This window comes from Streptomyces xiaopingdaonensis (genome assembly GCF_000262345.1).
Lineage (GTDB): Bacteria > Actinomycetota > Actinomycetes > Streptomycetales > Streptomycetaceae > Streptomyces > Streptomyces xiaopingdaonensis.
In genome coordinates this window covers 1-26,104 of sequence record NZ_AJTQ01000363.1, presented here as the reverse complement: position 1 = coordinate 26,104, position 26,104 = coordinate 1, and the positions used below count along the sequence as shown (strand labels likewise).

Here is a 26,104-nt window from a genome sequence, read left to right as displayed (position 1 = left end):
CGGGGGGGGAGCCAGTTCCACAGGTACGGCTCGATCCGCAGGCCCGTGTGCGGGGCGAAGCGGTCCGAGGTGCGCAGGATCAGCGGCCAGTACACCGCGAGCAGCAGGACCGAGAGCCATGCGGGGACGCGCACGAAGTTCCGCACCGGCCCCGCACCGGACACGAGGCGCGACAGCGCACGGTCGAGCAGCGTGTACGCCGGCAGGACGACGGTGTCGTGGACGACGGCGGCGCCGAGCAACCACAGGGCGACGGGCAGCGGTTGGGGCCCGAGCAGCCGCCAGCCGGCGTACGCCGTCACGGCGAAGGAGCCGACGGTCCCGAGCAGCGCCGCGGGGCTGCCGAGGAGGCGCGGCGAGCCGCGGCTCACGGCCACGTCCCCTCGCCGAACCGGAGTTCGCTCACCCACTTGGTGTTGAGGACACCGGGTGCGGCGGGCACGACGACGCGGGCCGGATAGCCGTGGTCGTCGGAGAGCCGGGCCCCGTTGACGCGGAGCGCCAGCAGCGAGCGCGCGTCCGCGACCTGCTCCGCGGTGAGCGCCACCTGGTGGAAGGGGCCCTGCCGCTGGAGCGAGCGGACGAAGACGGGCAGCGCGGGGTCGTCGGCGTCCACGAGCCGGGCGAGGGTCCGCAGCGCGACGCCCGCCCAGTGCTGGTCCTCGGTGGACCAGCCCTCGACACAGGCGATCGGCAACGCGGCGTGGCGCCACGGGAGTTCGGCGAGGTCGTCGCGGTCGAGCCGGGTCCGGCGCCCGTGCGGCCCGTGGAGGTGGAGCGTCCACTCGGGCCCCGCGTGTGCGACGCCGGCGGCCGCTGCCGTGGTGTTGACGGGGAAGCCGACGGGACCGCTGCCGGGCGTCTGCCCGTGCGGGGCGAGCAGGGCCGTCGAGCGGAGGGGGCCGCCGAGGCTCTGCCCGGCGGTGACCGCGGTGAGCGTGAGCGAGCCGAGGCCGACGGCGCCGAGGGCGCCCCGTCTGGAGAGCGTCGGCGGAGCCGGGTCGGTCGCCACGAGGCCGTGCGCGTCCGGGGGTTCGGGGGCGGTGGTGCGCAGGCGTGCGCGGAGGCCGCCGTCGCGGAGCGTACGGACGGCGAGCGGGAGCCGGAGCGCGACGTGCAGCACGAAGGCGGCGGCGAAGATCCACGCGCCGTAGAAGTGGAGCGGGTAGAAGGAGCCGGGGAAGAGGTATTCGAGCTGGATGTTGAGGATGCCGGTCGCGAACTGCGAGAGGGCGCTGCCGACGAGAAGGAGGAGGGAGATCCGCTCCAGGGCCTGCGCGAGCGAGCGGAACGGCGGGTTCGCGAGGAGCCGCGGAATGACGGACCAGAGCTTGGCGGCGAGGACCGGGACGAGCGCGACGCCGAGGGTGACGTGGACGCCCTGGGTGAGTCGGTAGAGCCAGCGCGGCTGGGTGGGCCACGGCACCAGCGGGATGCCGAGGAGGCCGCTGCCCGGGGTGGTGTCGTTGGCGGGCGCGAGGTCGGGGTGGTAGGCGGCGTGCGAGAGCAGGCCGGTGAGGAACAGCACCGGCGCCCCGGCGAGCAGGGCGAGACCGAGGAGCGAGGTCAGCCAGGGACCGCGCAGAGGGCTCCGCCAGCGGCTCGCGAGGGCGGGGAGCGGCGCCTGCGGACCGCGCGGGGATCTCATGCCGGTGAGCCTAGGGGCGAGGGCCGTCGGCGCAGGCGCACGTGGCTTCGTGTCGGTCCGCTGGGTGCGCCGGTGCCGCAACACCTGCGCCGGGCGGTTCGGCGTGCGCGGGGGCCGTACTGCCGCGCCGGTCCGGCGCGAGGACGGAGGACGCGCTCCGGCCGGACCGCCGGAGCGCGTCGGTGGTTCAGGCGCCCTGCAGGCCGGGGCGGCCGTCCTCGATCGCGAAGGAGGCGGCCGTCGTGAGTCCGGCGCCCGGGCTGGTGACGTACGGGACGGTCTTGAAGTCGGCGCGCGCACCCGAGGGTTCGAGGTCCACGGTGACGTAGCCGCGGCGGCCGTCGTAGAAGCGCATGTGCGGGTTGGCGGCCATGTACGTCTCCCAGTCGGCGGGGCGCTCGGTGCCGTCCTTCCCCGAGGAGATCGACGTGGTGACCAGTTCGGCTCCGACGGTGCGGGAGTCGGGGTCGTCGAAGTCGGCCTTGAGGTCGAAGGCGTAGTGGACGTGGACGTCCCCGGTGAGGACGACGAGGTTGCGCACGTCGGCCGAGGCCGCGCCGTCGAGGACGCGGCTGCGGGACGCGGGGTAGCCGTCCCAGGCGTCCATGCTCAACTCGTAGTCCTTCTCCGTCGAGTTGCGCCGCTGCGCGAACGTCACCTGCTGCGGAACGATGTTCCAGCGCGCCGTGGAGGAGCGCCAACCGTCGAGGAGCCAGCGTTCCTGGCTGCTGCCCGTGAGGGTGCGCGAGGGGTCCTCGGAGTCGGGTCCCGGGCGCTGCCAGCCGTCCCCGTACGCCTGGTCGGAGCGGTACTGGCGGGTGTCGAGGACGTCGAACTGCGCGAGGCGGCCGTAGTGGAGGCGGCGGTAGAGGCGCATGTCGTGCCCCGAGGGGCGCTGCGGTGCGCGCAGCGGCTGGTTCTCCCAGTAGGCGCGGTAGGCGGAGGCGCGCCGGATGAGGAACTCCTCGGGGGGTACGTCGTTTTCGGGGGTGTCGCCTGCGTAGTTGTTGTCGGCCTCGTGGTCGTCCCAGGTGACGACGAAGGGGTGGGCGGCGTGGGCCGCGCGCAGGTCGGGGTCGGAGCGGTAGAGCGCGTACCGCAGGCGGTAGTCGGTGAGCGTCTCGGTCTCGCGGGCGAAGACGGCGGGGAGGGTGCGGTCGGTGTAGGCGCGGGCACCGCCTGCGGAGTCGACGGGGTACTCGTAGAGGTAGTCGCCGAGGTGGAGGACGAGGTCGAGGTCCTCCTCGGCGAGGTGCTTGTGCGCCGTCCAGTAGCCGTCCGTGTACTGCTGGCAGGAGACGAGGCCGAACCGGAGCCTGCCGGGTTCCGAGCCGGCCGCCGGCGCGGTGCGGGTGCGGCCGACGGGGCTGATCCAGGTGCCGACGCGGAAGCGGTAGTGGTAGAGGCGCTCGGGGCGCAGACCGCCGGCCTCCACGTGGACCGTGTGGTTGAACTCCGGGTGCGCAGCCGCCTGTCCGCGCGCGGCGACCCGGGCGAAGCGCTCGTCCTCCGCGATCTCCCACTCGACGGTGAAACGCGCCCGGGGCATGCCGTTGCCCGGCTCGTAGGGGCTGGGCGCGAGCCTCGTCCACAGCACCACGGAGTCGGGCAGTGGGTCGCCCGAGGCGACGCCGAGCGTGAACGGGTCGTCCGGCAGGCCGCGGGCCGAGCCCTCGGCGGCGTGCGCGTTCTGCGGCAGGTGGAAGGCGAAGGCGAGCGCGGTGGCCGCGCCGGTGGCCGTGAGGAATCCGCGCCGGCCGAAGTGGCGTGCCGCTGCGCGGAGTTCGGGTGAGTGTGCCGGTGGGGTCTGCGTCACGGAAAGCACTGCCTCTCTGGGAACGCGCGAGGGTGGTCGCCTCGATTGCAGTGCTCGGGGAAGACGAGTTTTTGACGCGTACAGGGCTAGGACATGGCCGCGGGATGAGCTTCCCGCGGCATCGAACACCCGGTGAACCGCCGGCAACGACCGGGCGCGCGGGCTTCTTCCCACGCCCGCGAAAGCGCCGACGTACGCCCGACACGATCGGGCGATTCGCCGTCCGGGTACGCGTGGGAAGGGCGTGACGAGGCAAGACCACCGGTGTCCGCCGTGCGGGGCAGGACGCTGGCGGAGCCGCGTCGCCCGCGTACGGAACGGGCGCGGAACACCCAGGACACCAGGAGACGCCATGCGCCCACCCCCGAGGGACGACGCGTCGGGCTCGGTGCCGTTGGCCTTCCCCCTCCCCCGCCGCCCGGAGCGGGAAGCCGCCGAGGAGCCGCCGCTGCCGAGCGAATCCGAACTGCACCTGTACGAGGGCGTGCTGGCCACGCTCGGCAAGGAACGCGGGGAGGCGGCCAAGCGCTTCGCGAAGGTCCGCGCCGCGCAGGTCACCGTCGTCGGCGAGGGCGCTCTGCTGGACGAGGTGGTGCGCGCCGGGCTCAGGTCCGGGTGGCGACAGGTCGGGGTGACGGGCTATCCGGCGGCGGAGGAACCGGAGTTGAGGCGGGCGGCGGGCGAGGCGCGCCGCGACCCGGCCCAACGGGTCGCGTTCCGCCGGACATCCTCGCTCGGCGTCCTGTGCCGCGAGAGCGACCTGGTGGTGCAGCTTCCGGAAGCGGCGGCCGAGGGCGCACGGAGCGGGGCCGCTGCCGTGTGCGGGGCGCGCGGCACCGCCCTGTGCCAGGTGGTGGCGCGGCCCGGGGAGGTGTGGGTCGGGCCCGCCGGCGCCGTCGACTCCTGCGCGGGGGCGCTCCACGAGCGGCTGGGTGCGCAGGACCCCGGGCGCGAAGCGCCGGTGCTCGGGGGCCGGTTGGCGGCCGTCGTCGCCGAGCAGGTCGCCGGGGAGTGCCTCCGGTACCTCGCGGGCCGGGTGCGCCCCGACGTCGCCTGGTGGGCGCGGTCGACGGCGGTACGCGTCGACGCCGTCGAGTCGACGTGGAGCAGGCACGTGGTGCCGGCGGTGCGCAAGAGGTCGGGCACGGAGTCCTGGTGCCTCGCCCAGAGCGCGGTGGCGCGCGCACGCCGCGAGCTGGAGGGGTGGCTCTCCTCGGCCCCCCTGCCGGCGGGGGGCTTGCGGGAGCGGGCGGGGGCGCTGGTCGACCCGTTCACCGGGGTGCTCGCCGGCGTCGAGGAGACCGTCTCGGCGGGTGGACGGTACGTGTACCGGGCCGCGGGGCGCGAGCCGTCGGCGCCGTCGGTCGTGGCCGTGGCGAGGACGCGGGCGGCCGCCTGGGAGAGCGCCCTGCTCGACGCGCTCGCCGGATACGCGGCGCAGGCACAACTGAGGGAATGGCGGGGCGTCGAGGGCCCGTTGTGGGGCTGGGACCTGTCGGCCTCACGTCCGCGGGCGCTGCCGCCGGGGCCTCTCGTCCCGCCGCATCCCGCGCAGCCCGCGCGAGCGCACCCGCCGGCCGGCGTCGCGGGGGGCCGCAGCGTCGGCGAGGCGCTCGACGCCGCGCTGCACTCGCTCGCCGAGCAGGTGGTGTGGACGGTGCTTGCGGGCGGCTCCGAGCTCTTCCCCCGGGTCGGGCTCGGGGACGGCGGGTCGAGGGGCGCGCTCTGGCGCGCACTGCGCGCGTACGGCGGGGAGTTGGCCGTCCACGAGCTGACGGGCGCGCTCGGCCTGGCGACGTACGCCGTGACGCTCGACGGCCGCGCGGTGGCGGTACGGTGCGCGGGGGGCGCTGCGCGTGCGCTGACGGGGGCGCTCGAACTCGCCCTGGCCGTGTGCGCGTCCGGTCGCCGGGTGGTGCGGGGGCCGCGGCTCGCCGCAGCCAGGACCGTCGAACCGCCGGAGGACGAGAAGGAGACGGGGCCGAACCCCGCGCACCGGGCGGTGCGTGCGCTGGTGGCGTCGGGGCTCGCGCCGGTCGCCCTGCCGCTCGGGGGAGATCCGGCCGTCGCCGCGGCGACGCCCCACCTGGTACGGGTGCTGCTGCTGCCGCGCGGCGGGCCGCTGCCGGCGAACGGCACGTCGGTGCGCGGGAGTTGAACGGGTGCGGCGCGAGGGTTGCGTGGGTGCACTCCCGTATGGTTTATAATTGAACTACACGCGGGCGGCGCTTCGGACGCCCCCTCGTTCCGCAGACCGGCGCCGGCCAGGCTCCCCCGTCCTGGCCGGCGCCTTTCCACGTCCGCGCCCGTCCGCAGGCGTCAGCGGATCTGCATCCCCGAGACCGTCCTCGCGATCACCAGGCGCTGGATCTCGGCCGTGCCCTCGAAGATCGAGTAGATCGCGGCGTCGCGGTGCATCCGCTCGACGGGGTACTCCCGCGTGTAGCCGTTGCCGCCGAGCAGCTGCATCGCCTGACCGGTCACCTTCTTCGCCGTCTCCCCCGCGTACAGCTTCGACATGGACCCCTCGGCCGAGTCGAACTTCCGCCCGGCCGCGGCCATCCAGGAGGCCCGCCACACCAGCAGACGCGCGGCGTCGACCTGTGTGCGCATGTCGGCGAGCTGGAAGGCGACGCCCTGGTTGTCGATGATGGGACGGCCGAACTGCTCACGGGTCTTGGCGTATTCGAGCGCCACCTCGTACGCGGCGCGCGCGATGCCCACGGCCTGGGCGCCCACGGCGGGACGCGAGGCCTCGAAGGTCGCCATCGCGGCGTTCTTCACGCGCTCCCCCGCCTTGGCGCGCTCGCGGGCGCGGGCGAGGCGCTCGTCGAGCTTCTCCTTGCCGCCGAGCAGGCAGTGCCCCGGGATGCGCACGTCCTCCAGGACGACCTCGGCGGTGTGCGAGGCGCGAATGCCGTGCTTCTTGAACTTCTGCCCCTGGCTGAGCCCCGGCGTACCCGGCGGGACGACGAAGGAGGCGTGCCCCTTCGAGCCGAGTTCGGGGTCGACGACCGCGACGACGACGTGGACGTTGGCGATGCCGCCGTTGGTCGCCCACGTCTTGGTGCCGTTGAGCACCCACTCGTCCTTCGCCTCGTCGTAGACGGCGCGGGTGCGCATCGCGGCGACGTCGGAGCCGGCGTCCGGCTCCGAGGAGCAGAAGGCCGCGACCTTGACGTCGTTCTGATCGCCGTACATCTGCGGGACCCAGGTGCCGATCTGCTCCTCGGTCCCGTTGGCGAGGACGCCGACGGCCGCGAGCCCGGTGCCGACGATCGAGAGGGCGATACCGGCGTCGCCCCAGAAGAGCTCCTCCATGGTGAGCGGGATGCCGAGGCCGGTCGGGTCGAAGAACTGCTGGGCGTAGAAGTCGAGCGAATAGAGGCCGATCTTCGCCGCCTCCTGGATGATCGGCCAGGGGGTCTCCTCCCGCTCGTCCCACTCGGCGGCCGCCGGCCGGATCACGTCCGCCGCGAACCCGTGAATCCAGTCGCGGACCTCCTTCTGATCGTCGTTGAGGTCGATCGCAAACCCGGAATCGCCCATCGCCGTGCCTCCACCCAATCTCACAGTGGTTACCATCGGTAATTCGGTCAGTGTGTTACCAGCGAGTAATTGTGTCAACTCCCGCCTTCACGACGGCTTTCGTGGCGGTGGTGCTACGTTGCGCAGGGGAGACGTACGGACGCCGGGGCGGAAGGAACAGATGAACAAGACGCAGCGGAACGGCGGGCGCGCCGGACCCGAAGGACGCGAGGGCCAGGACACCACCGAGCGGCGCCGCGAACTCCTCGACGCAGCCGACCGCGTCGTCCTGCGGGACGGCCCCGGCGCCTCCATGAACTCCATAGCCGCCGAGGCGGGCATCACCAAGCCCATCCTCTACCGGCACTTCGGCGACAAGGAAGGGCTCTACCGCGCCCTCGCCTCACGCCACACCGACGCACTCCTGCGTTCCCTGCGCGCCGCCCTCGACGCTCCCCGCGAGCGGCGCAGCCGTGTCGAGGCGACGCTCGACACCTACCTCACCGCCATCGAGACCCACCCGCAGGTCTACCGCTTCCTCATGCACCCTGCCGAGACGGGGCCCGCGGGCGAGCAGGACTTCGACGCCGGGCAGCACTCGGCACCGCTGCTGCGGCGTCTCGGCGAGGAGTTGGCGACCGTCGTCGGCGAGCGCCTCGACCTCGGCCCCGACGGGGTCGACCGCGCGCGGGTCTGGGGCCACGGCATCGTCGGCATGATGCACGCGGCCGGCGACTGGTGGCTGGGCGAACAGCCCGTGCCCCGCGAGCAGTTGGTGCGGTACCTCGCCGACCTGCTCTGGGGCGGGCTCACCGAGGCGGACGACCGCCCGGGCGCCCCCGGGTTCTGACCTACCGCACGCGCGCCCCCGCACGCCGCCGCCACGGCCTGCGCCCGGCCCTGCGCACCGCCAACCGGCGCCGCATCCCCGAGAGTCGGTCGAGGTAGAGGCCGCCGTCGAGGTGGTCGAGCTCGTGCTGGAGGCAGCGCGCGAAGAAGCCGGTGCCCACGACCCGCACCGGCGCGCCCGCGAGGTCGTACCCCTCGACGACGGCATGGTCGGGGCGGGGCGTCGAGGACTCGAGCCCCGGGAGCGAGAGACACCCCTCGGGTCCGCGCACCGTCGGCCCGTCGGCCTCGACGAGGCGCGGGTTGACGAGCGCTCCCCTGTGCCTGCGCTCCTCGTCGTCCGGGCAGTCGTAGACGAACAGGCGCAGCGGGACGCCGATCTGGCAGGCTGCGAGGCCGACACCCTCCGCCGCGTACATCGAGGCGTACATGTCCTCGGCGAGGGGAGCGAGCGGCCCGTCCTCGGCCGTCGCCTCGCGGCTCGGTGCCCGCAGGAGCGGGTCGGGATGGAGCAGCAGGGGGCGGACGGCTCCCGAGCCGCCCGGAATGGGACCGCGTCGCATGCCCGTCAGGCTACGGTGCAACTCCGGCCGGGAACCGTGCAGGTGATCGCGTAGGGGTGGCAGGGTTCGGGGTGTGCAGTGGATCTCGGTAGGCTTCTCCCCTACCGAGGGGCAAGGAGGATGCAGGACGATGGCAGGCAACACGGAGCCGTTGTCGCCGCGCTCGCGGCTGGCCGTGACGGCGGGGAGGGCAGCCGCCGCGGTGTCGCGTGCAGCGGGGCGCGGCAGCGGGTCGGTGATCGGCGGCAAGGTGGCGCTCAGACTCGACCCCGACCTCCTCGCACGGGTGGCCCAGCACCTCGACGTGGTGCTCGTCTCGGCGACCAACGGCAAGACCACCACGACACGACTGATCGCCGAGGCGCTCCGCGCCAACGGCGGCGTCGTCTCCAACGCGCTGGGCGCCAACATGCCGGCAGGCATCACCTCCGCGCTCGCGGGCGGCGCCGAGGAGCAGTACGGCGTGATCGAGGTCGACGAGAAGTACCTCGCGGGCGTCGCGCGCGACGTCACGCCGAAGGCGATCGCGCTGCTCAACCTCTCCCGGGACCAGCTCGACAGGGCCGGTGAGACGCGGATGCTCGCCGAGCGCTGGCGCGAGGGGCTCCAGGGCCAGAAGGCCGTGATCATCGCCAACGCCGACGACCCGCTGGTGGTGTGGGCCGCCTCTTCCTCCCCCAACGTGGTGTGGGTCGCCGCCGGCCAGGAGTGGAAGGACGACGCCTGGTCCTGCCCTTCGTGCGGCGGCGTGATGCAGCGGCCCGACGACGACTGGTTCTGCGCCGAGTGCGGTTTCCGCCGCCCGACGCCGAGTTGGGCGCTCTCGGGGGACCACGTCCTCGACCCGCACGGCTCGGCGTGGCCGATCAGCCTCCAGCTTCCCGGCCGGGCCAACAAGGCCAACGCCGCCACCTCGGCCGCCGTCGCCGCCGCCTTCGGGGTGGCGCCGCAGGTCGCGCTGGAGCGGATGGGCTCGGTCACCGCCGTCGCCGGGCGGTACGACGTCGTGCAGTACGCGGGGCGCGACATCCGGCTGCTGCTGGCGAAGAACCCGGCCGGTTGGCTGGAGACGTTCTCGCTCATCGACGCGCCGCCGGCCCCCGTGCTCCTCTCCGTCAACGCACGCGGCGCCGACGGCACCGACACCTCGTGGCTCTGGGACGTCGACTACTCCCGTCTCGCCGGCCACCCGATCTGCGTGATCGGCGACCGGAAGCTGGACCTCGCAGTACGGTTGGAGGTGGCCGGCGTCGACTTCCAGGTCTGCAACGACGCGGACGACGCGGTGCGCCGGTGCCCGCCCGGACGCATCGAGGCGATCGCCAACTACACCGCATTCCAGGACCTCCGCCGCGTCGTCGGCAACTGACCGCGGTCCGCACGAAGGAGCTGACGGCATGAGTGACACGAGCCTGCGCCTGGTCTGGGTCTACCCCGACCTGCTGAGCACCTACGGCGACCAGGGCAACGCGCTGGTGGTGGAGCGGCGCGCGCAACAGCGGGGCCTCGCGGTGCAGCGCGAGGACATCCGCTCCGACCAGCCCATCCCCACCTCCGGGGACATCTACCTGATCGGCGGGGGCGAGGACCGTCCGCAGCGGCTCGCCGCCGAGCGCCTCGTGCGCGACGGCGGCCTCAACCGGGCGGTCGACAACGGCGCCATCATCTTCTCGGTCTGCGCCGGCTATCAGATCCTCGGCCGGGAGTTCGTCAACGACCTCGGCGAAACCTCCCAGGGCCTGGGGCTGTTGGACGTCACCAGCACCCGAGGCGAGGCCGACCGCTGCGTCGGTGACGTCCTCGGCGACATCGACGAGCGGCTGAACCTCCCCCAGCTGACCGGGTTCGAGAACCACCAGGGCATCACCCATCTCGGCCCGACCGCCCGCCCGTTGGCCCGCGTCCGGCTCGGCCGCGGCAACGGCACGGGGGACGGGACCGAGGGCGCGTGGAACGACACCGTCTTCGGCACCTACATGCACGGCCCGGTGCTCGCGCGCAATCCGCAGATCGCCGACCTGCTGGTGAAGTTGGCGCTCGACGTCAACGCGCTGCCCCCGACGGACGACCGGTGGTACGAGGCGCTGCGCGAGGAACGCATCACGGCGGCGACGCAGCCGGCCTGACCCGACTCCGGCGGACCGTCCACCACGGTGGGCGGTCCGCTTTCGTGTGCGGCGCCCCGCCGCGGGACCGCCCGGAGCACGGTCATACCCTTGGTGCGCGGGCGGATCGGCGCGAACCGGGAGAGTACGGATGGACCACGGCGGGCACGGCACGATGGCGGAGCTGCCGCCGTTCACACTGGGGCAGGGGCTGGAGTTCACCGGCGAGCCGTTCTTCCTCGTCGGCTGCGTGCTGGCTCTGCTGCTCTACGGAACGGCCGTCGTACGGCTTCGCAGGCGCGGCGACGGCTGGCCCGTCGGCCGCACCGTCGCCTTCACGCTCGGCGTGCTGACGGTGGCGCTGGTGATGTGCACCGCGCTCAACGAGTACGGCATGGTCCTCTTCAGCGTGCACATGGTGCAGCACATGGTGATCAGCATGCTCTCGCCGATCCTGCTGCTCCTCGGCGCCCCCGTGACGCTCGCGCTGCGCGCGCTGCCCGCGGCCGGACGCGGGCCGGACGGCGCCAAGCGCACCGGCCCCCGCGAGGTCCTCGTCCGACTCCTCCACAGCCACTACGTACGGGCGATCACGCATCCGCTCTTCACCATCCCGCTCTTCATCGCGAGCCTGTACGCGCTCTACTTCACGCCGCTCTTCGACGCCCTCATGGGCTCCAAGCCGGGCCACCTCGCGATGATGGTCCACTTCCTCGCCGTCGGCCTCGTCTTCTTCTGGCCGATCATGGGTGTCGACCCGGGCCCCAACCGGCCCGGCTACGTGATGCGGATGCTGGAGCTCTTCGCGGGGATGCCGTTCCACGCGTTCTTCGGGATCGCGCTGATGATGGCCTCCGAGCCGATGGTCGAGACCTACGCCGACCCTCCCGCCTCGCTCGACGTCTCCGCGCTCTGGGACCAGACGGCGGCCGGCGGCATCGCCTGGGCGTTCAGCGAAATCCCCTCGGTGGTGGTGCTGCTGGCGCTGGTGTACCAGTGGTACTTCTCCGAGCAGCGGCAGGCCCGTCGGCACGACCGGGTCGCCGACCGCGACGGGGACCAGGAGCTCGCCGCGTACAACGCCTACCTCGCCTCGCTCCAAGGGCAACGGCGGTAGCGCGGACCCCTCCGGCCGGGCGACCATGGGGTGGGGCGCGGGGGCTCGAAGGCCCCGACGCTCGGCAGCCGGCTGAAGGAGGGCGTTGAGATGCCTGGATCGGCGAAGGCCATGACGGTCTGCACGGTGCTCGGACTCGTGGTGGTGACGGCTTACTCCGCGGCGCTCGGCGGCAGCGCCTGGGCGTGGTTGGCGTGGGCCGTGCTCTGCATGGTGACGATCGGGGCCGCGTCGACGCGCGGCTGATCCGCGGGGCCCTCGCGCAGGGTCACTCCGCGCTCCGGGCCACCTGCTTGAGCGTGCGCCCGCTCAGCGCCGAGCGGGCTCGGATCGGATCGGGCGAGGCGCTCGGTGCCGCCGCACGGCCGCGCTTGAGCATCAGCCACGCCTCGCGGTCGCCCGAGCCGTCGTCGCCGCGGAAGCGGACCAGCGACCAGTCTCCGTGGAGCTTGGCGCCGCTGAGACGGACGGTGACGTGCCCCTCGTCGAGGGCCTGCGCGAGGCCCTTCGTGCGGCCCTGCCGGTCGTGGGTGAGGACGCGGTAGCTGCCCTCGTCCCAGACGATCACCGAGCCGGCGCCGTACTCGCCGCGCGGGATGACGCCCTCGAACTCCCGGTACGCCAGCGGATGGTCCTCGGTCGGCATGGCGAGCCGGCGGTCCCCCGGCTCCGCCGGCGGCCCCTTCGGGACCGACCAGGACTTCAGTACGCCGTCCGCCTCCAGGCGCACGTCGAAGTGGAGTGTGGTGGCGTCGTGGATCTGGACGACGAAGGCGTTGCCGTTCTCCGTGCCGCGGTGGCCGTCCTCCCCGCTCGGCTCGGTCGTCTCGTCGAAGCGGCGCTTGGACCTGTACGTCTCCAGCGTGCGGTACTTGCTCACGTCGGCCTCCCTCCGGATGCTCCCTTCCAGGTTCCGCCCGCGGCGCCCGACCGGCATCCGCGGGTTTGCCGCGTCTCCCCGTGCGGCACCCGCAGCCAACGGTGCACCCACGGCAGCGGAGGTACGGGATGAGGATCGGGTACAAGCTCGCCGCCGAGGCGTTCGGCCCCGCCGAGTTGGTGGCTCAGGCCGCGGCCGCGGAGCGGGCGGGATTCGACTTCGTGGAGATCAGCGACCACTACCACCCGTGGTTGAACACCCAGGGCCACTCCCCCTTCGCCTTCACGGTGCTCGGCGCGATTGCCGAGCGCACCGAGAAGCTCGGCCTGGCGACGGGCGTGACGTGCCCGACCGTCCGCTACCACCCGGCGATCGTCGCGCAGGCAGCCGCCACCACGGCGGTGCTCTCCGAGGGCCGGTTCACGCTGGGGCTCGGTGCGGGCGAGCGGCTCAACGAGCACGTCGTCGGCGACCGTCCGACGACGTTCCCGCAGTCGATCGGTGAACGGCACAGGCGACTGCGGGAAGCGATCGAGATCATGCAGCTGCTGTGGAAGGGCGGCTACCGCTCCTACCACGGGCGGTACTTCGAGGTCGCGGACGCGCGCGTCTTCGACCTGCCGGAGGGGCCGATCCCCCTCGCCGTCGCGGCGGGCGGCGCGCAGGCGGCGAAGCTCGCCGCCGAGAGCGGCGGCGGGCTCTTCGCCACCGAGTCGAAGGAGTCGCTGGTGCGCCACTATCTCGCCGCCGGCGGAGAGGGGCCGCGGTACGCGGAGGTCCCCGTCGCCTGGGCGCCCGACGCCGACGAGGCGGCGCAGGCGGCGCTCGACGGGTCGCGGTTCATGGTGCTGGGCTGGAAGGTGATGAGCGAGCTGCCGAACCCCGCCCACTTCGAGGCGGCCAGCGCCTGGTTGGGGACCGACGACATCCGCACCGAGCTGCCCTGCGGCCCCGATCCGGAGCCGTACCTGCGCACGGCGCGCGCCTACGCGGACGCCGGCTTCGACCACCTGGTGCTGATGAACGCGGGCCCCGACCCCGAGGGGTTCCTCGGCTTCTACCGCCGCGAACTCGACGGTCCGTTGCGCGCGTTGGTGCCAGGGCCCGCCTGAGGCCGCCCCGCGCCGGAGGGCCCGCGACACGTCGTGCGCGGGCCCTCCGGACGGTCGGGTCCGCTAGGGCAGTGCAGGAGACCGGGCCGCCTCCGCGTGCGCCTTCGCCTTCGCCTCGGACGTCTCGGGGCGCGGTGTGGCGTGCGGGCCGCAGGTGACGTCCTTGCGGTCGACGCGCCCGGTGAGCAGGTAGGTGTCGACGCGTTCGTTGATGCAGGGGTTGACCGTGTTGGTGATGCCGTGCGAGCCGGCGTCCTTCTCGGTGATCAGCCGTGAGCCGCCGAGCCGCTTGTGGAGCTCGACAGCGCCCGGGTACGGGGTGGCGGCGTCCCTCGTGGAGGAGACGAGCAGAGTGTCGGGGAGCTTGTGCGAGCCCACCTCGATCGCCTGCCGCTGCTTCGTCGGCCAGGTCGCGCACGGGAGGTTCATCCACGTGTTGGACCAGGTGAGGAACGGATGGTCGCGGTGGAGCCGCTCGCTGTCGCGGTTCCAAGTACGCCAGTCGGTGGGCCACTTGGCGTCGCTGCACTCGATGGCGTTGTAGACCGCGTTGCCGTTCTCGTCGGCCGCGTTGCCCTCGACGTCGGACATGTCGGGCCCCGCCGCCTCGACGAGCGCCTCCTCGTCGCCGCCGCGGTAGGCGGACCACACGGCGGCGACCTCCGCCCAGGCGGTGTCGTAGTAGGGCGCGCTCTGGAAGAAGCCGAGGAGCTCCTCGGGGCCGACGACGCCGCCGATGGGCTCCTCCTTCGCCTGCGCCCGCAGCTTCGTCCACTCGCGCTGCACCTCGGCGGCCGTGGTGCCGATGCCGTACGCGTCGTCGTGCTCGGCGACCCAGTCCTTCCAGTCGTCCCAGCGGGTCTGGAAGGCGACGTTCTGGTCGTTGTTGACGCCGTACCAGATCTTGTCGCGCGAGGGGTTGACGATGCTGTCGAGCACCATCCGCCTGACGTGCTCGGGGAAGAGGGTGGCGTAGACGCCGCCGAGGTAGGTGCCGTAGGAGACGCCGAGGTAGTTGAGCTTCTTCTCGCCCAGCGCCGCGCGGAGGACGTCGAGGTCCCTCGCGGTGTTGGGCGTCGTCATCTGGTGGAGCAGCGGGCCGCTGCGCTCGGCGCACCCCTGTGCGTACTCCTTGGCGCGCTTGCGGTGTGCGCGCTTGTCGGCCTCGGTGTCGGGGACCGGGTCCGGCTTGGGCGCCTTGACGAACTCCTGCCCGTCCTGGCAGGAGAGGGGTGCGGAGTGGCCGACGCCTCGGGGGTCGAAGCCGACGAAGTCGTACGCCTCGGCCGCCTTCGCCCACAGCTCGTTGCCGTCGGGGATGCGGGCGGGGAAGAGCATCCCCGAGCCCCCGGGTCCGCCCGGGTTGTAGACGAGTGATCCCTGGCGCTTCTCGTCGCCGCCGGTGTTGCCCACTCGGTCGACGGCGATCTCGATGGTGCGCCCGTCGGGCTTGGCGTAGTCGACGGGCACGGTGACGGTGCCGCACTCGACGGGGGCTTCGAGGCCCCAGCCCTTCGGGCACTCGGCCCAGTCGATGCCCGCCTTCGCCGCGCGGGCGGCGGCGAGCGCGGCGCCCTTCGCCTCGGCGCGACCGTCCTGGTGGCCGGACGACTCGGCGCCGTCGGCGAGTGCGGACGGTACCGCGACGGCTCCTGCCAGGAGCGCCGCCGCTGCGACGGTCGCCGCGGCGGCTATTCGGGCTCTGCGTCTCTTCACTGCCTGCCTCCCCCTCCTGTGCCGGCGCTGCGGTGGCGGCGCCGGTCGCTTGCTCGGTGGTGTGCCAGGGGGATACTTCCTCTTCACCACGAGCCCGGACCAGGAGGTACGGGTGTTCTTTGCCAAGACGTAAGGCTTTCAACGCGCCTGTGCGCGCGGGGGATCGGCGCGCTCCGCGGACGTGGTGCGGTCTTGACGATCGGGGCGGTGCCCGGGATTCTCGGACGCCGCACAGCTCCGCACGTCCCCCCACACACATCGGAGCCGCACGTGAGTATCCGCAGCCGCAGACACCAACACCCCCGCCGCCGCCGTGCGTTGGCCGCCTCCGCCGCGACGGCCGTCGCCTTCGCGTTGCTCGGCACCGCCGGCGCCCAGGCCAGCCAGGGCGGCGAACAGGCCGCCGCAGCGCCCGACATACCCGTGGAGAACGTCCAACGGCACCTGGACGAACTGGAGTCCATAGCCGACGCGAACGGCGGCAACCGCGCGCACGGCGAACCGGGCTACGAGGCGTCCGTCGCGTATCTCCAGGAGAAGCTCGACGCGGCAGGATTCGAGACGCAGGTACAGGAGTTCACCGCCGGCGGCTCGACCGGGTACAACCTCGTCGCCGACTGGCCTGGCGGGGACGAGGCGCAGACCGTCATGGCCGGCGCCCACCTCGACTCGGTCTCCGCGGGCGCAGGCGTCAACGACAACGGGTCCGGCTCGGCGGGCGTGCTGGAGACGGCACTCGCCGTTTCCGAGAGCGACCTGGAGCCCGCGAAGCACCTGCGGTTCGCGTGGTGGGGCGCCGAGGAACTCGGCATGGTCGGCTCCTCCTCCTACGTCGACGGGCTCAGCGAGGAGGAGGTCGACGGGATCGACACCTACCTCAACTTCGACATGATCGGCTCGCCCAACGCGGGTCAGTTCGTCTACGACGACGACCCCGCGGTCGAGGCCGTCTTCACCGAGTGGTTCGAGGCGCGGGGCGTCGAGACCGAGCCGGCGGAGGAGACGGCGGGGCGCAGCGACCACGCCTCGTTCAAGGACGCGGGCGTCACCGTCGGCGGTACCTTCACCGGCGCCGGGTACACCAAGTCGGCCGAGCAGGCCGAGAAGTGGGGAGGCACGGCGGGCGAGCCGTTCGACCCCTGCTACCACTCCGCCTGCGACGGCACGGACAACATCGACACCGACTCGCTCGACCTGCACACCGACGCGCTCGCCAACGCCGTCTGGGAGCTGAGCTCCTGAGCAACGCGGTCGGCGCCGCGAGCCCTGCCGGGTAGGCAACTCGTCGGCGTCGGACGGTGTTGAGCGGTCGAGCTATCCGGCGCGGCCCGGTCCCCGATCGCCGGGGGCCGGGTCGCGCTGTTGTGCGGCGATACCGAACCGGCCGCGTTCACCCGCAGCGGAACCCGATCCGCCGACGTCGGAGACGGTGCTGATCACGCCCTCCTCGGTGTGCTCGCTCTCCTCCTCCAGCCTCCGCAGGTCAGCCGCGGAGACCAGGCCGGCGATCGGCCTGCCGTGGCGCGTGACGACGACCCGCTCGCCGCCGTAGACGACGCGGTTCATCAACTCGGCGAGCTCCGCCCGTGCTTGCGTCACCGGAATCTCGTAGGTCATGCTCCCCAGCATAACGGCATGTACGTCCTGTACATTTTTGACAGGGCGGCATGGCGGCACGGTGCCGCCCGCGGCCGGCGACGAGAGGTGGAGCGATGCACATCCGTCCTCAATCCCGTTACGTGCTCCCGGAGTTCACCGAACGCACGAGCAGCGGCAGCCGTTCGATGGACCCGTACTCCAAGCTGCTGGAGGAGCGCATCGTCTTCCTCGGCACGCCCGTCGACGACACCGCCGTCAACGACGTCATGGCGCAGCTGCTCCTGCTCGAACACCGCGCCCCCGAGCGGGATATCTGGCTCTACATCAACTCGCCGGGCGGTTCCGTCACCGCGATGACCGCGCTCTACGACACGATGCGCTTCCTCACCTGCGAGGTCGGCACCTGCTGCCTAGGGCAGGCCGCCTCCGCCGCCTCGGTGCTGCTGGCGGCAGGGGCGCCGGGCAAGCGCCTGGTGCTCCCCGGCGCGCGCGTCGTCATCCATCAGCCCACGCTCGCCGAGCCCGTGCACGGCCAGGCGACCGACCTGGAGATCCAGGCGCGCGAAATCGCGCGCATCCGTGACCTGTTGGAGGAACTGCTCGCGCATCACACGGGTCAGCCGCGCTCCCGCATCGCCGCCGACCTGGAGCGCGACACCGTCTTCGACGCGCAAGCAGCGATCGAGTACGGCCTCGCCGACAGCGTGACGGTGGGCCGCGGGAACGCCGACGCGCAGGGCTTGCCGGGATGAGCGCCCGCCCCTCCGAGCAGCCGCTGCCGGCGCTGACGCGCGCGGAGTGCCGCCTCGTCGACTCCTACCTCGACGCGCTCGACGACCTCGGCCGGATCAACCCGGCCCGCGGCAGGGACACTTGCACCGGCCTCCGTGCGGCGCAGGCGCTCGTCCGCCACGCCGCCGACCTCCGCGACGCCCTGGCCCTGATGCACCAGCGCGGCGAGGACCGGATCGACCACGAGGCACTCGTCCGAGCGCTCCGCGTGCTCGACGGCGAACTGCGGGCGACCCGGGTGGAGCTGCGTCGCCGCACGTGAAGAGGTCGGGACGGCCGGCGTCGCGGACCCTGCAGGGCGACGGTGTGCTGCCGGCGTCGTCGCGCTCGCGGCACCTCAGCCGCCCTCTCCGGAACCGAACTCGCTTGGGTGCGACGGCGGTCGGCCCCGCCCGCCGCCCTCGGAGGGCTCCCTCCGGGCGCTCGGTGCGTGCCGCGCCGGTACGGCAACGTCTGCCCTCCGACCGCATGCCGTCGACCGGGAGGGAACCGATCGAGCCGACCCTCGCGACGGCACGGCATCCGCGAGTGGGCCGTGGCAGTGTGCGGGGCGGGGTACCAGGAACGGGCGCGTGACCGACCGTCGAGGTGGCGACGGGTTGACGGCCGCGGGTCGACTCGCGCTCACCGCCCGGCGGTTCGCACCCGGGCGAGGGCGGGCCACCGCACCTTCCCCGGCGCAGGGTACGTACAGATCGCCCCTCAGTCGAGTGTGCCTGCCGAGTCCTCCCCCGCGAGCCGCTCCCAAGGGAGCACCGCCCAGACGGTCTTGCCGCCCGACTCGGAAGGCACCACCGAGAGACGGCCCCCGACCTCGCCGAGGAGCGCGCGGATGATGTCCATACCCCGCCCGTTGTCCAGGCGTACCGCCGCGGGGAGCCGCTGCGGCGGACGCGGGCAGGCGTCGGTGACCCCGATGCCGACACGGCCGGTCGACTCCCGCCGTACGTCCACCTGGAAGTCCGGGGACTCGCCCCTGGTGTGCTGCACGGCGTTGGTGGCGAGCTCGGAGACGATGAGCCGGACGGTGTCGAGCGCCTCCCCGCGCTCCGGAACCCCCCAGCCGACGAGGACCTCGGCGACGTGTCTGCGGGCCGCACCCACCGAGGCGGCGCTCGTGTCGAGCGTGACGGCCGTGGTCGCCCGCTCGTGGTGCGCGTGGTCCGCCATGGCGGCACCGTCCCTTCCCTTCGCGGGGGCGGTGTCCCCCGTGCGCCCGGCCGCCCCGGGACGGAGACGCCGTCCGGCCGCCAGGCGACAGACTGCCATCACGAGAGGCCGCAGGAGGCGCATCCCGGCGATCCGGGGCGGTCTGTCGCCCGAAGCAGTGAGCGTTTCTGTCACGCACGGTGACGGGCGGCAGCGGTGCGCCGCCGCCGGACGCGCGTGCGGCCATCACGGCGCCCGGCGGCGGGAGTTCGGCCGACCGGCGCCCCGGACTCACAGAGTCCAGCTACGCAGTTCGTCCGCGATGCGGCGGACGTCGACGGTGCCGTCCTTGACGAGCTTGGCGAGATCGCGCACCTGCTCGGGCGAGGTCGCCACCTTCTCGCCGCTCGCCACGAGGTAGCCATAGGCGACGGCGGAGGCGTAGAGCGCGTTGGTGCGCTCCAACGCGGGGACGTGCAGGAGGAGTTGGAGGAGAGCGGCGGCGCGGTCCGCCGGCTCCGGATACACGGGGCGTTCGAGTACGGCGGCCTGGTGCCGGCTGACGGCGGCGACCAGAGCGCCGTAGTCGGTGATGCGCGGGTCGCCGGGGACCTTCTCCTCGGCGACCATGAGCAGCCAGGCGAGATCGATTCTGAGTGTCACGCGGCCCGGCTGCCTCCGCGCTCCTCATGCCCGAACTCCTCGGCGAACACGGCCTGGTAGCTCTTCATGAAGTCGGCGGCCGCGTCGACGAAGGTGGCCCCCACCTCGCCGGCGTCCCGCTGCACCAGCTCCTCGATGTAACGGTTCACGCTGACCCCTCTCTGGAGCGCCCGTTCCCGGGCTGCCTCGGCTGTCGTTTCTTCCACGCGTACGTTCATCTGTGTCTTCGCCACACCGCCAAGCTAGCACCAGTCCGCTAGCATCGACCACCGCGCGCACAGGTCCGGATCGCGGACCGGCGCACCCCGGCGTCGGCCGGGCTGCTTGGATGCGCCCCATGCCCGAGACCGAGCCCACCTCCCGCGCCGACGTCCGGATACGCACCGCACGCCGCGACGAGGCCTCCGACGTGCTGGAGTTCTGGCACGTCGCCGCCGAGGGGACGAGCATCACGGACGACGTCGAAGGCGTCGCGCGCCTCCTCGGGCGGGACCCGGACTCGCTCCTGCTCGCCGAGGACGCCGAAGGGCGCCTCCTCGGCAGCGTGATCGCGGGGTTCGACGGCTGGCGGTGTCACCTCTACCGGCTCGCCGTGCACCCCGCGGCACGGCGGCGCGGTGTCGCGCGGGCCCTTCTCGCCGCCGCCGAGGAACGGTTCGTCTCGCTCGGCGGCAGGCGGGGCGACGCGATGGTGCTCCAGGGGAACGCGCCCGCGCACGCGGTCTGGCGCGCAGCCGGTTACGCTCCGCAGCAGGAGTGGCGGCGCTGGGTGAGACCGCTGCCGTGAGCGGCGAACTCCCCCTTGACGACTGCCGTGCGGGGGAACGCACACGCCGTCGCCTGCGTTTACGATGAACAACCCGAACCCTCACGGCGCCGGCTCCCAGTCGGCGCCTCCTTCGAAAGGTGTGAGCGTCCGCCCATGGGCGACCCTCCCAGTTGTCGTCACAGATCCCATAGCAGCGGCCGAAGCCGGCCAGGAACCGAGCGCACCGCCCTCCGCGTGTGCGCCCCGCACGGCGGGCGGGTGGTGACCTGGTGATCGAAGTCCTTCTGCTCTTCGTCGCGCTCCTGCTCGCACTCGCCTGCGGAGCCTTCGTCGCCGCCGAGTTCTCCCTCACCACCGTCGAGCGCGCCGAGTTGGAGCGCGCCGTCGACGCCGGCCAGCGAGGGGCCTCCAGCGCTCTCAAGGCCGTCCGATCCCTCACCTTCCAACTCTCCGGTGCCCAACTCGGCATCACGGTCACCAATCTGGTGGTCGGAATGCTCGCCGAGCCCTCGATCTCCAAGCTCATCGCGGGGCCGCTCCGGGACATCGGGGTACCCGCCGGTGCGTCGTCGTCCGTGGCGCTCGTGCTCGGCACGGCGCTCTCCACGGTCGTGCTCATGGTCATCGGCGAACTCGTACCGAAGAACTGGGCGATCTCCAGCCCGGTCGCGGTGGCCCGCCGGGTGGCGACGCCGCAGCGGATCTTCTCGACGGTCTTCCTGCCGCTGATCCGCCACCTCAACAACACGGCCAACCGCATCCTGCAGCGCATGGGGATAGAACCCACCGAGGAGCTCGCCTCCGCGCGCTCGCCGCAGGAACTCGTCGCGCTCGCGCGGCACTCGGCGAAGGAGGGCGCGCTCGAGGAGGACACCGCTGACCTGTTCGTGCGCACCCTCCACCTCACCGAGCTGACGGCCGAGAACGTCATGACCCCGCGGGTCCAGGTCACCTCCCTGGAGGTGCAGGCGACCGCGGAGGACGTCGCCAACGCGACGCGTGCGACCGGTCTCTCGCGCTTCCCCGTGCACCGGGGCAGCCTCGACACCGTCGTCGGCATCGTCCGGATCAAGGACGTGCTCGCCGTCCCGGCGGAGGAGCGGTTGCGCACGCCCGTCACGGAGCTGACGCGCGAGGCGCTGCTCGTGCCGGAGACGCTCACCGTCGACCGGCTGCTCGACCAACTCTCCGGCGGGGACCGCAGCATCGCGGTCGTCATCGACGAGTACGGCGGCACCGCCGGAGTCGTCACGCTGGAGGACATCATCGAGGAGGTCGTGGGCGAGGTGCGGGACGAGCACGACCCGCAGGAGCTCCCCGACCTCGTCCCCGCGGGCGAGGACGCCGAGGGGCGCCGGCGGTACGACGCCGACGGCGCCGTGCGCACCGACCAGATGGAGGCGATCGGCCTGCGCGCGCCCGACGGCCCGTACGAGACGCTCGCCGGGCTCGTCGCGACCGAGCTGGGACGCATCCCCGCGCTCGGTGACGCGTGCGAGGTCGCCGGCTGGCGGATCGAGGTCACCGACGCGGGCGGCCGCCGGGCCGCGCGGCTGCGGATGACGGCACCGCCCGAGCCCGTCGACGAGGAAGCGACGGCCGACGAGGACGAGGAGGCCAGGCGATGATCGCCCTCCAGTTGTTCATCGGGCTGCTGACGCTCGTCGTCAACGCCTTCTTCGTGGGCGCCGAGTTCGCGTTGATCTCGGTGCGCCGCAGTCAGATCGAGCCGAGGGCCGAGGCGGGCGAGAAGCGCGCACGGCGCGTGATCTGGGGGCTGGAGCACGTCTCGCACCTCCTGGCAGCCGCGCAGCTCGGCATCACGCTCTGCACCCTGGTGCTGGGCGTCGTCGCCGAGCCGGCTATCGCGCACCTGCTGGAGCCGGTCTTCCACGCCGTGGGCGTGCCGGACGGCCTGACGCACGCGATCTCCTTCGTGATCGCGCTCGCCGCCGCGACGTACCTGCACATGCTGCTCGGCGAGATGGTGCCGAAGAACATCGCGCTCGCCGAACCGGAGCGGGCCGCGCTCTGGCTCGGTCCGCCGCTCGTGGCGCTCTCCCGGGCGCTGCGTCCGGTGATCTTCACGATCAACGCATTCGCGAACGCGCTGCTGAAGCTGATCCGGGTGGAGCCGAAGAACGAGGTCGAGTCGGCCTTCTCCGACGACGACCTCGCACAGATGGTCTCCGACTCCAGCGAGGCGGGCCTCCTCGACGACCGCTCGACGGAGCGGCTGAGGGACGCGCTGGAGCTGGGCCGCCACCCGGTGCGCGAAGTGGCGCGGCCGACGACGGAGATGGTCACGGCGCGTGAGGGGATCACCCCCGAGGGGCTGGAGCAGCTCTCCGCGACCTCGGGGTACTCGCGCTTCCCCGTCGTCGGCGCCGGTGGCAAGGTGCTCGGATACCTGCACGTCAAGGACGCGCTCGACGCCTCGCCCCGGGAGGTGCCCTTCCCCGTCTCGGCGATGCGGCCGATCGCCCGGGTGCAGGCTTCGATGCCGCTCGACGACGTGCTCGGCGCGATGCGGTCCAGCGGTACGCACCTCGCCGCGGTGACCGCCGACGGCGGGCGCCCCGGCGGCGTCGTCACGATGGAGGACGTGCTCAGGGAACTCGTCGGCGGGCAGGCCGCCGCCTGACGGAGGCCACCTCGAAGGGGCGCGGACCGCGTGGTCCGCGCCCCTTCGCGTGGCCGCGCACTGACGACGGGCCCGGCAATCGGTTGCCCGGCGCAACGAGTTACCCTCGTACCTCGTGGAAAGTCGAGCCCCCTCCCCCGTAGACAGCGCCGACGCCCCCGCGGCGGCCGGCACCGAAGAGCGTCCCGCGCCGCGTGCCGTCGGCAGCTTCGTCGCGCTCGGCGACTCGTTCACCGAGGGGATGTCCGACGCGCTGCCGGACGGCAGCTACCGCGGCTGGGCCGACCTGCTCGCCGCCCGGCTCGATGCGCGTCACGAGGGGTTCAGGTACGCCAACCTCGCGGTGCGCGGCAAGCTGATCGGCCAGATCGCCAGGGACCAGGTGCCCGCCGCCGCGGAGATGGGTGCCGACCTGGTGACGCTCGTCGGCGGCCTCAACGACGTGCTGCGGCCCAACTGCGACACGGAGCGGGTCTGTGCGCTGCTGGAGGAGTCGGTCGCCGCGCTCGCGCCCCGCTGCGGGCAACTGGTGCTGATGCGCAGTCCCGGGCGGGACGGGCCGGTGCTGGAGCGGTACCGGCCGCGCATGGAGCGGCTCTTCGACGTCATCGACGAGCTCGGTGAGCGGTACGGCGCCCTCGTCGTCGACCTCTACAGCGGCAACCCGCTCGGCGACGACCGGCTGTGGGCGGACGACCGGCTGCACCTGACGGACGAGGGGCACCGGAGGGTCGCGGAGGCGGTCTGGCAGCGCCTCGGCCACGCGCCCGAGTGCGACTGGCGGGCACCGCTGCCGCCGGCCGAGCCGACGAAGTGGCTCCAACAGCGCGGCGCCGACCTGCGGTTCGCCAAGGTCCACCTGCTGCCGTGGATAGGGCGCAGGCTCACCGGCCGCTCCTCGGGGGACGGCCGCGAACCGAAGCGCCCCGAACTCCGACCGCTCTGAGCCGGGGCTGGCCTGCGGGGACGTCGGAGGCGACCCCGTAGACTCGGGCAGCGTGACTGACTCGCCCCGCATTCCGAACGTCCTCGCCTCCCGCTACGCCTCCGCCGCGCTCGTCGATCTCTGGTCGCCCGCGGCGAAGGTCGTCCTCGAGCGCCGGTTGTGGCTCGCCGTGCTGAAGTCGCAGCGCGACCTCGGCGTCGAGGTGCCGCAGGGGGCGATCGAGGACTACGAGCGGGTCGTGGAGGACGTCGACCTCGACTCGATCGCCGAGCGGGAGCGCGTCACACGGCACGACGTCAAGGCGCGGATCGAGGAGTTCAACGCGCTCGCGGGGCACGAGCAGGTCCACAAGGGCATGACCTCGCGGGACCTCACGGAGAACGTGGAGCAGCTCCAGGTCCGCCTCTCCCTCCAGTTGGTGCGCGACCGCACCGTGGCGCTGCTGTCGCGGTTGGGGCAGCTCGCGGGGGAGCACTCGGCGCTCGTCATGGCCGGCCGTTCGCACAACGTCGCGGCGCAGGCGACGACGCTCGGCAAGCGGTTCGCGACGGCGGCGGACGAACTGCTGGCGGCGTACGGACGGTTGGAGGCGCTGCTGGGGCGCTACCCGCTGCGTGGCGTGAAGGGCCCCGTCGGGACGTCGCAGGACATGCTCGACCTGCTCGGCGGAGACCGCGGGAAGCTCGCCGAGTTGGAGCAGCGCGTCGCCGAACACCTGGGTTTCGGCGAGGTGTTGACCTCCGTCGGGCAGGTCTACCCGCGCTCGCTCGACCACGAGGTGGTGAGCGCGCTGGTGCAGCTCGCCGCCTCCCCCTCGTCCCTGGCGAAGACGATCCGCCTCATGGCAGGGCAGGAGCTCGTCACGGAGGGGTTCAAGGAGGGGCAGGTCGGCTCGTCGGCGATGCCGCACAAGATGAACACCCGCTCCTGCGAGCGCGTCAACGGGCTCATGGTGGTCCTGCGCGGATACGCCTCGATGGCCGGCGAACTCGCGGGCGACCAGTGGAACGAGGGCGACGTCTCCTGCTCCGTGGTGCGGCGGGTGGCGCTGCCCGACGCCTTCTTCGCGTTCGACGGACTCGTGGAGACCTTCCTGACGGTGCTGGAGGAGTTCGGCGTCTTCCCCGCCGTCGTCACCCGCGAGCTCGACCGCTACCTGCCGTTCCTCGCCACCACGAAGGTGCTCATGGCCTCCGTGCGCGCCGGCGTCGGGCGCGAGGAGGCGCACGAGGCGATCAAGGAACACGCGGTCGCCTCCGCGCTCGCGCTGCGCGAGGGCGCGGAGCAGAACGCACTCCTCGACCGGCTCGCCGCCGATGCCCGGATCCCCCTCGACCGCGGCGAGTTGGGGGAACTCATGGCCGACCGGATCTCCTTCACGGGCGCCGCCGAGGCGCAGGCGGTCGAAGTGGTGCGGCAGGTCGAGGAGGTCGCGGCGGCGCACCCGGAGGCCGCCGCGTACAAGCCGGGGGCGATCCTCTGACGCCGCGCTTCAGCCGCGAGGAGTTGGAGGCCGCGCGCGGCAGCACGGTCCCCGACCTGCTGGAGCCCGGGCTGCGGGTGCTGTTCTGCGGGATCAACCCGTCGCTGATGTCGGCGGCGACGGGGCACCACTTCGCGAGGCCGGGCAACCGCTTCTGGCCGGTGCTGCACGCCTCGGGGTTCACACCGCGTCGGCTGCGGCCCGACGAGGAGGGCGAGTTGCTCCGGTACGGCCTCGGGATCACCAACGTCGTCGCACGTGCCACCGCGCGCGCCGACGAGGTGGACCACGCCGAATTCGTCGCCGGCGGGCGCCGGTTGGCGCAGGTCGCGGCGGATTACGCGCCGCGGCGGCTCGCCGTCGTCGGCGTGACGGCCTACCGTACGGCCTTCGACGACAAGCGCGCGCAGGTCGGGGCGCAGGAGCGGCGCGTCGGCGGCGTCCCCGTGTGGGTGCTGCCCAATCCGAGCGGGCTCAACGCGCACTGGTCGCTGGAGGGGATGGCTGAAGAGTTTGGACGGCTGCGGGAAGCCGTGGAAGGCGAGCGCTGAGCTCTCGTCGGGGGCCCGCCGTCGGAGGCGGCGGTCGTCGGGACGAAGGTCATCGCAGCTCCTCCCCCGCCGCCGCGAGCAGCCGGTACGGCAGGTGCGGCGCGGCGCGGCCGATGCCGAGTGCGAAGAACCGCCCGTCCGGCGTCCAGGCGCGGAGCGAGTGCACTCCGTGGT

Annotated in this window: 27 protein-coding genes; 16 read left to right on the top strand and 11 right to left on the bottom strand. The window is 73.0% G+C overall.

From position 1 onward, the window contains the following. The 3 genes from UWG_RS31240 to UWG_RS0128015 all read right to left on the bottom strand — a co-directional run. Positions 1-371, bottom strand: a 371-nt coding sequence (locus UWG_RS31240; RefSeq protein ID WP_033196418.1) for a hypothetical protein, incomplete at its 3' end; no start/stop codon positions are given. Beyond that, entirely contained in the window at positions 368-1,648 is a 1,281-nt protein-coding gene (locus UWG_RS0128020) for a molybdopterin-dependent oxidoreductase (RefSeq protein WP_016910513.1), read from the bottom strand. The genes UWG_RS0128020 and UWG_RS31240, both read right to left, overlap by 4 nt. Positions 1,649-1,835: 187 nt before the next feature. Continuing rightward, positions 1,836-3,464 (bottom strand): alkaline phosphatase D family protein, encoded by a 1,629-nt coding sequence (locus UWG_RS0128015; RefSeq protein WP_029391840.1) that lies wholly within the window; start codon positions 3,462-3,464, stop codon positions 1,836-1,838. A gap of 352 nt (positions 3,465-3,816) precedes the next feature. Between UWG_RS0128015 and UWG_RS0128010 the strand changes: the two genes are divergently transcribed. Beyond that, positions 3,817-5,622, top strand: coding sequence for a hypothetical protein (locus tag UWG_RS0128010; RefSeq protein ID WP_016910511.1), 1,806 nt, complete (start codon positions 3,817-3,819; stop codon positions 5,620-5,622). Positions 5,623-5,783: 161 nt separating this feature from the next. On the opposite strand, the gene UWG_RS0128005 is transcribed toward UWG_RS0128010, so the two are convergent. Next, positions 5,784-7,013: an acyl-CoA dehydrogenase family protein gene (locus UWG_RS0128005; RefSeq protein ID WP_016910510.1), complete on the bottom strand. Its 1,230-nt coding sequence runs from the start codon at positions 7,011-7,013 to the stop codon at positions 5,784-5,786. Positions 7,014-7,173: 160 nt separating this feature from the next. Between UWG_RS0128005 and UWG_RS0128000 the strand changes: the two genes are divergently transcribed. Further along, the gene (locus tag UWG_RS0128000; RefSeq protein ID WP_016910509.1) at positions 7,174-7,842 is read left to right on the top strand and encodes a TetR/AcrR family transcriptional regulator; all 669 of its coding nucleotides are present in this window, start codon (positions 7,174-7,176) and stop codon (positions 7,840-7,842) included. A gap of 1 nt (position 7,843) precedes the next feature. Here UWG_RS0128000 and def read toward each other — a convergent pair whose 3' ends face one another. Next, positions 7,844-8,404: a peptide deformylase gene (gene def, locus UWG_RS0127995; RefSeq protein WP_016910508.1), complete on the bottom strand. Its 561-nt coding sequence runs from the start codon at positions 8,402-8,404 to the stop codon at positions 7,844-7,846. Positions 8,405-8,534: 130 nt separating this feature from the next. Here def and UWG_RS0127990 point away from each other — a divergent pair, with 130 nt between their 5' ends. The 4 genes from UWG_RS0127990 (at position 8,535) to UWG_RS33285 (ending at position 11,872) form a co-directional block, all read left to right on the top strand. Continuing rightward, the gene (locus tag UWG_RS0127990) at positions 8,535-9,773 is read left to right on the top strand and encodes a Mur ligase family protein (protein WP_016910507.1); all 1,239 of its coding nucleotides are present in this window, start codon (positions 8,535-8,537) and stop codon (positions 9,771-9,773) included. Positions 9,774-9,801: 28 nt separating this feature from the next. Next, a complete protein-coding gene (locus tag UWG_RS0127985) occupies positions 9,802-10,530 on the top strand; it encodes a type 1 glutamine amidotransferase (RefSeq protein WP_016910506.1) in 729 nt (242 codons plus the stop codon). Positions 10,531-10,660: 130 nt separating this feature from the next. Next, a complete protein-coding gene (locus UWG_RS0127980; protein ID WP_016910505.1) occupies positions 10,661-11,626 on the top strand; it encodes a cytochrome c oxidase assembly protein in 966 nt (321 codons plus the stop codon). Positions 11,627-11,716: 90 nt separating this feature from the next. Next, positions 11,717-11,872: a hypothetical protein gene (locus tag UWG_RS33285; protein WP_162130093.1), complete on the top strand. Its 156-nt coding sequence runs from the start codon at positions 11,717-11,719 to the stop codon at positions 11,870-11,872. Positions 11,873-11,894: 22 nt separating this feature from the next. Here UWG_RS33285 and UWG_RS0127970 read toward each other — a convergent pair whose 3' ends face one another. Further along, entirely contained in the window at positions 11,895-12,563 is a 669-nt protein-coding gene (locus UWG_RS0127970; protein WP_016910503.1) for a DNA polymerase ligase N-terminal domain-containing protein, read from the bottom strand. A gap of 71 nt (positions 12,564-12,634) precedes the next feature. Between UWG_RS0127970 and UWG_RS0127965 the strand changes: the two genes are divergently transcribed. Next, entirely contained in the window at positions 12,635-13,618 is a 984-nt protein-coding gene (locus UWG_RS0127965) for a TIGR03557 family F420-dependent LLM class oxidoreductase (protein ID WP_016910502.1), read from the top strand. 63 nt (positions 13,619-13,681) lie between these two features. On the opposite strand, the gene UWG_RS0127960 is transcribed toward UWG_RS0127965, so the two are convergent. Further along, entirely contained in the window at positions 13,682-15,334 is a 1,653-nt protein-coding gene (locus UWG_RS0127960) for an alpha/beta hydrolase (RefSeq protein WP_016910501.1), read from the bottom strand. 270 nt (positions 15,335-15,604) lie between these two features. Here UWG_RS0127960 and UWG_RS0127955 point away from each other — a divergent pair, with 270 nt between their 5' ends. Then, on the top strand, positions 15,605-16,576 hold the full coding sequence (locus UWG_RS0127955) for a M28 family metallopeptidase (RefSeq protein ID WP_050988666.1): 972 nt from the start codon (positions 15,605-15,607) through the stop codon (positions 16,574-16,576). A gap of 72 nt (positions 16,577-16,648) precedes the next feature. On the opposite strand, the gene UWG_RS0127950 is transcribed toward UWG_RS0127955, so the two are convergent. Beyond that, the gene (locus UWG_RS0127950) at positions 16,649-16,951 is read right to left on the bottom strand and encodes a type II toxin-antitoxin system Phd/YefM family antitoxin (protein ID WP_033196417.1); all 303 of its coding nucleotides are present in this window, start codon (positions 16,949-16,951) and stop codon (positions 16,649-16,651) included. Between the two features lie 95 nt (positions 16,952-17,046). On the opposite strand from UWG_RS0127950, the gene UWG_RS0127945 reads away from it, so the two are divergent. After that, a complete protein-coding gene (locus tag UWG_RS0127945; RefSeq protein WP_029391838.1) occupies positions 17,047-17,685 on the top strand; it encodes an ATP-dependent Clp protease proteolytic subunit in 639 nt (212 codons plus the stop codon). Then, positions 17,682-17,987: a hypothetical protein gene (locus tag UWG_RS0127940; RefSeq protein ID WP_016910497.1), complete on the top strand. Its 306-nt coding sequence runs from the start codon at positions 17,682-17,684 to the stop codon at positions 17,985-17,987. Before UWG_RS0127945 ends, UWG_RS0127940 begins: the two co-directional genes overlap by 4 nt. Positions 17,988-18,427: 440 nt before the next feature. Here UWG_RS0127940 and UWG_RS0127935 read toward each other — a convergent pair whose 3' ends face one another. The 3 genes from UWG_RS0127935 to UWG_RS0127925 form a co-directional block, all read right to left on the bottom strand. Then, on the bottom strand, positions 18,428-18,895 hold the full coding sequence (locus UWG_RS0127935; protein ID WP_016910496.1) for an ATP-binding protein: 468 nt from the start codon (positions 18,893-18,895) through the stop codon (positions 18,428-18,430). Between the two features lie 270 nt (positions 18,896-19,165). Beyond that, positions 19,166-19,537: a hypothetical protein gene (locus UWG_RS0127930; RefSeq protein WP_016910495.1), complete on the bottom strand. Its 372-nt coding sequence runs from the start codon at positions 19,535-19,537 to the stop codon at positions 19,166-19,168. Then, entirely contained in the window at positions 19,534-19,770 is a 237-nt protein-coding gene (locus tag UWG_RS0127925; protein WP_029391837.1) for a hypothetical protein, read from the bottom strand. The genes UWG_RS0127930 and UWG_RS0127925 overlap by 4 nt, the downstream gene beginning before the upstream one ends. Before the next feature lie 104 nt (positions 19,771-19,874). Between UWG_RS0127925 and UWG_RS0127920 the strand changes: the two genes are divergently transcribed. The 6 genes from UWG_RS0127920 (at position 19,875) to mug (ending at position 25,930) form a co-directional block, all read left to right on the top strand. Further along, on the top strand, positions 19,875-20,324 hold the full coding sequence (locus tag UWG_RS0127920) for a GNAT family N-acetyltransferase (RefSeq protein ID WP_016910493.1): 450 nt from the start codon (positions 19,875-19,877) through the stop codon (positions 20,322-20,324). Positions 20,325-20,575: 251 nt separating this feature from the next. Then, positions 20,576-21,934 (top strand): hemolysin family protein, encoded by a 1,359-nt coding sequence (locus UWG_RS0127915; protein ID WP_016910492.1) that lies wholly within the window; start codon positions 20,576-20,578, stop codon positions 21,932-21,934. Continuing rightward, entirely contained in the window at positions 21,931-22,950 is a 1,020-nt protein-coding gene (locus UWG_RS0127910) for a hemolysin family protein (protein ID WP_016910491.1), read from the top strand. Before UWG_RS0127915 ends, UWG_RS0127910 begins: the two co-directional genes overlap by 4 nt. 115 nt (positions 22,951-23,065) lie before the next feature. Next, the gene (locus UWG_RS0127905; RefSeq protein ID WP_016910490.1) at positions 23,066-23,896 is read left to right on the top strand and encodes an SGNH/GDSL hydrolase family protein; all 831 of its coding nucleotides are present in this window, start codon (positions 23,066-23,068) and stop codon (positions 23,894-23,896) included. 52 nt (positions 23,897-23,948) lie between these two features. Beyond that, positions 23,949-25,379, top strand: a complete 1,431-nt coding sequence (purB, locus tag UWG_RS0127900) for an adenylosuccinate lyase (RefSeq protein WP_016910489.1) — start codon at positions 23,949-23,951, stop codon at positions 25,377-25,379. Between the two features lie 23 nt (positions 25,380-25,402). Further along, positions 25,403-25,930: a G/U mismatch-specific DNA glycosylase gene (gene mug / locus UWG_RS0127895; RefSeq protein WP_016910488.1), complete on the top strand. Its 528-nt coding sequence runs from the start codon at positions 25,403-25,405 to the stop codon at positions 25,928-25,930. The last annotated feature ends 174 nt before the right edge of the window (positions 25,931-26,104 follow it).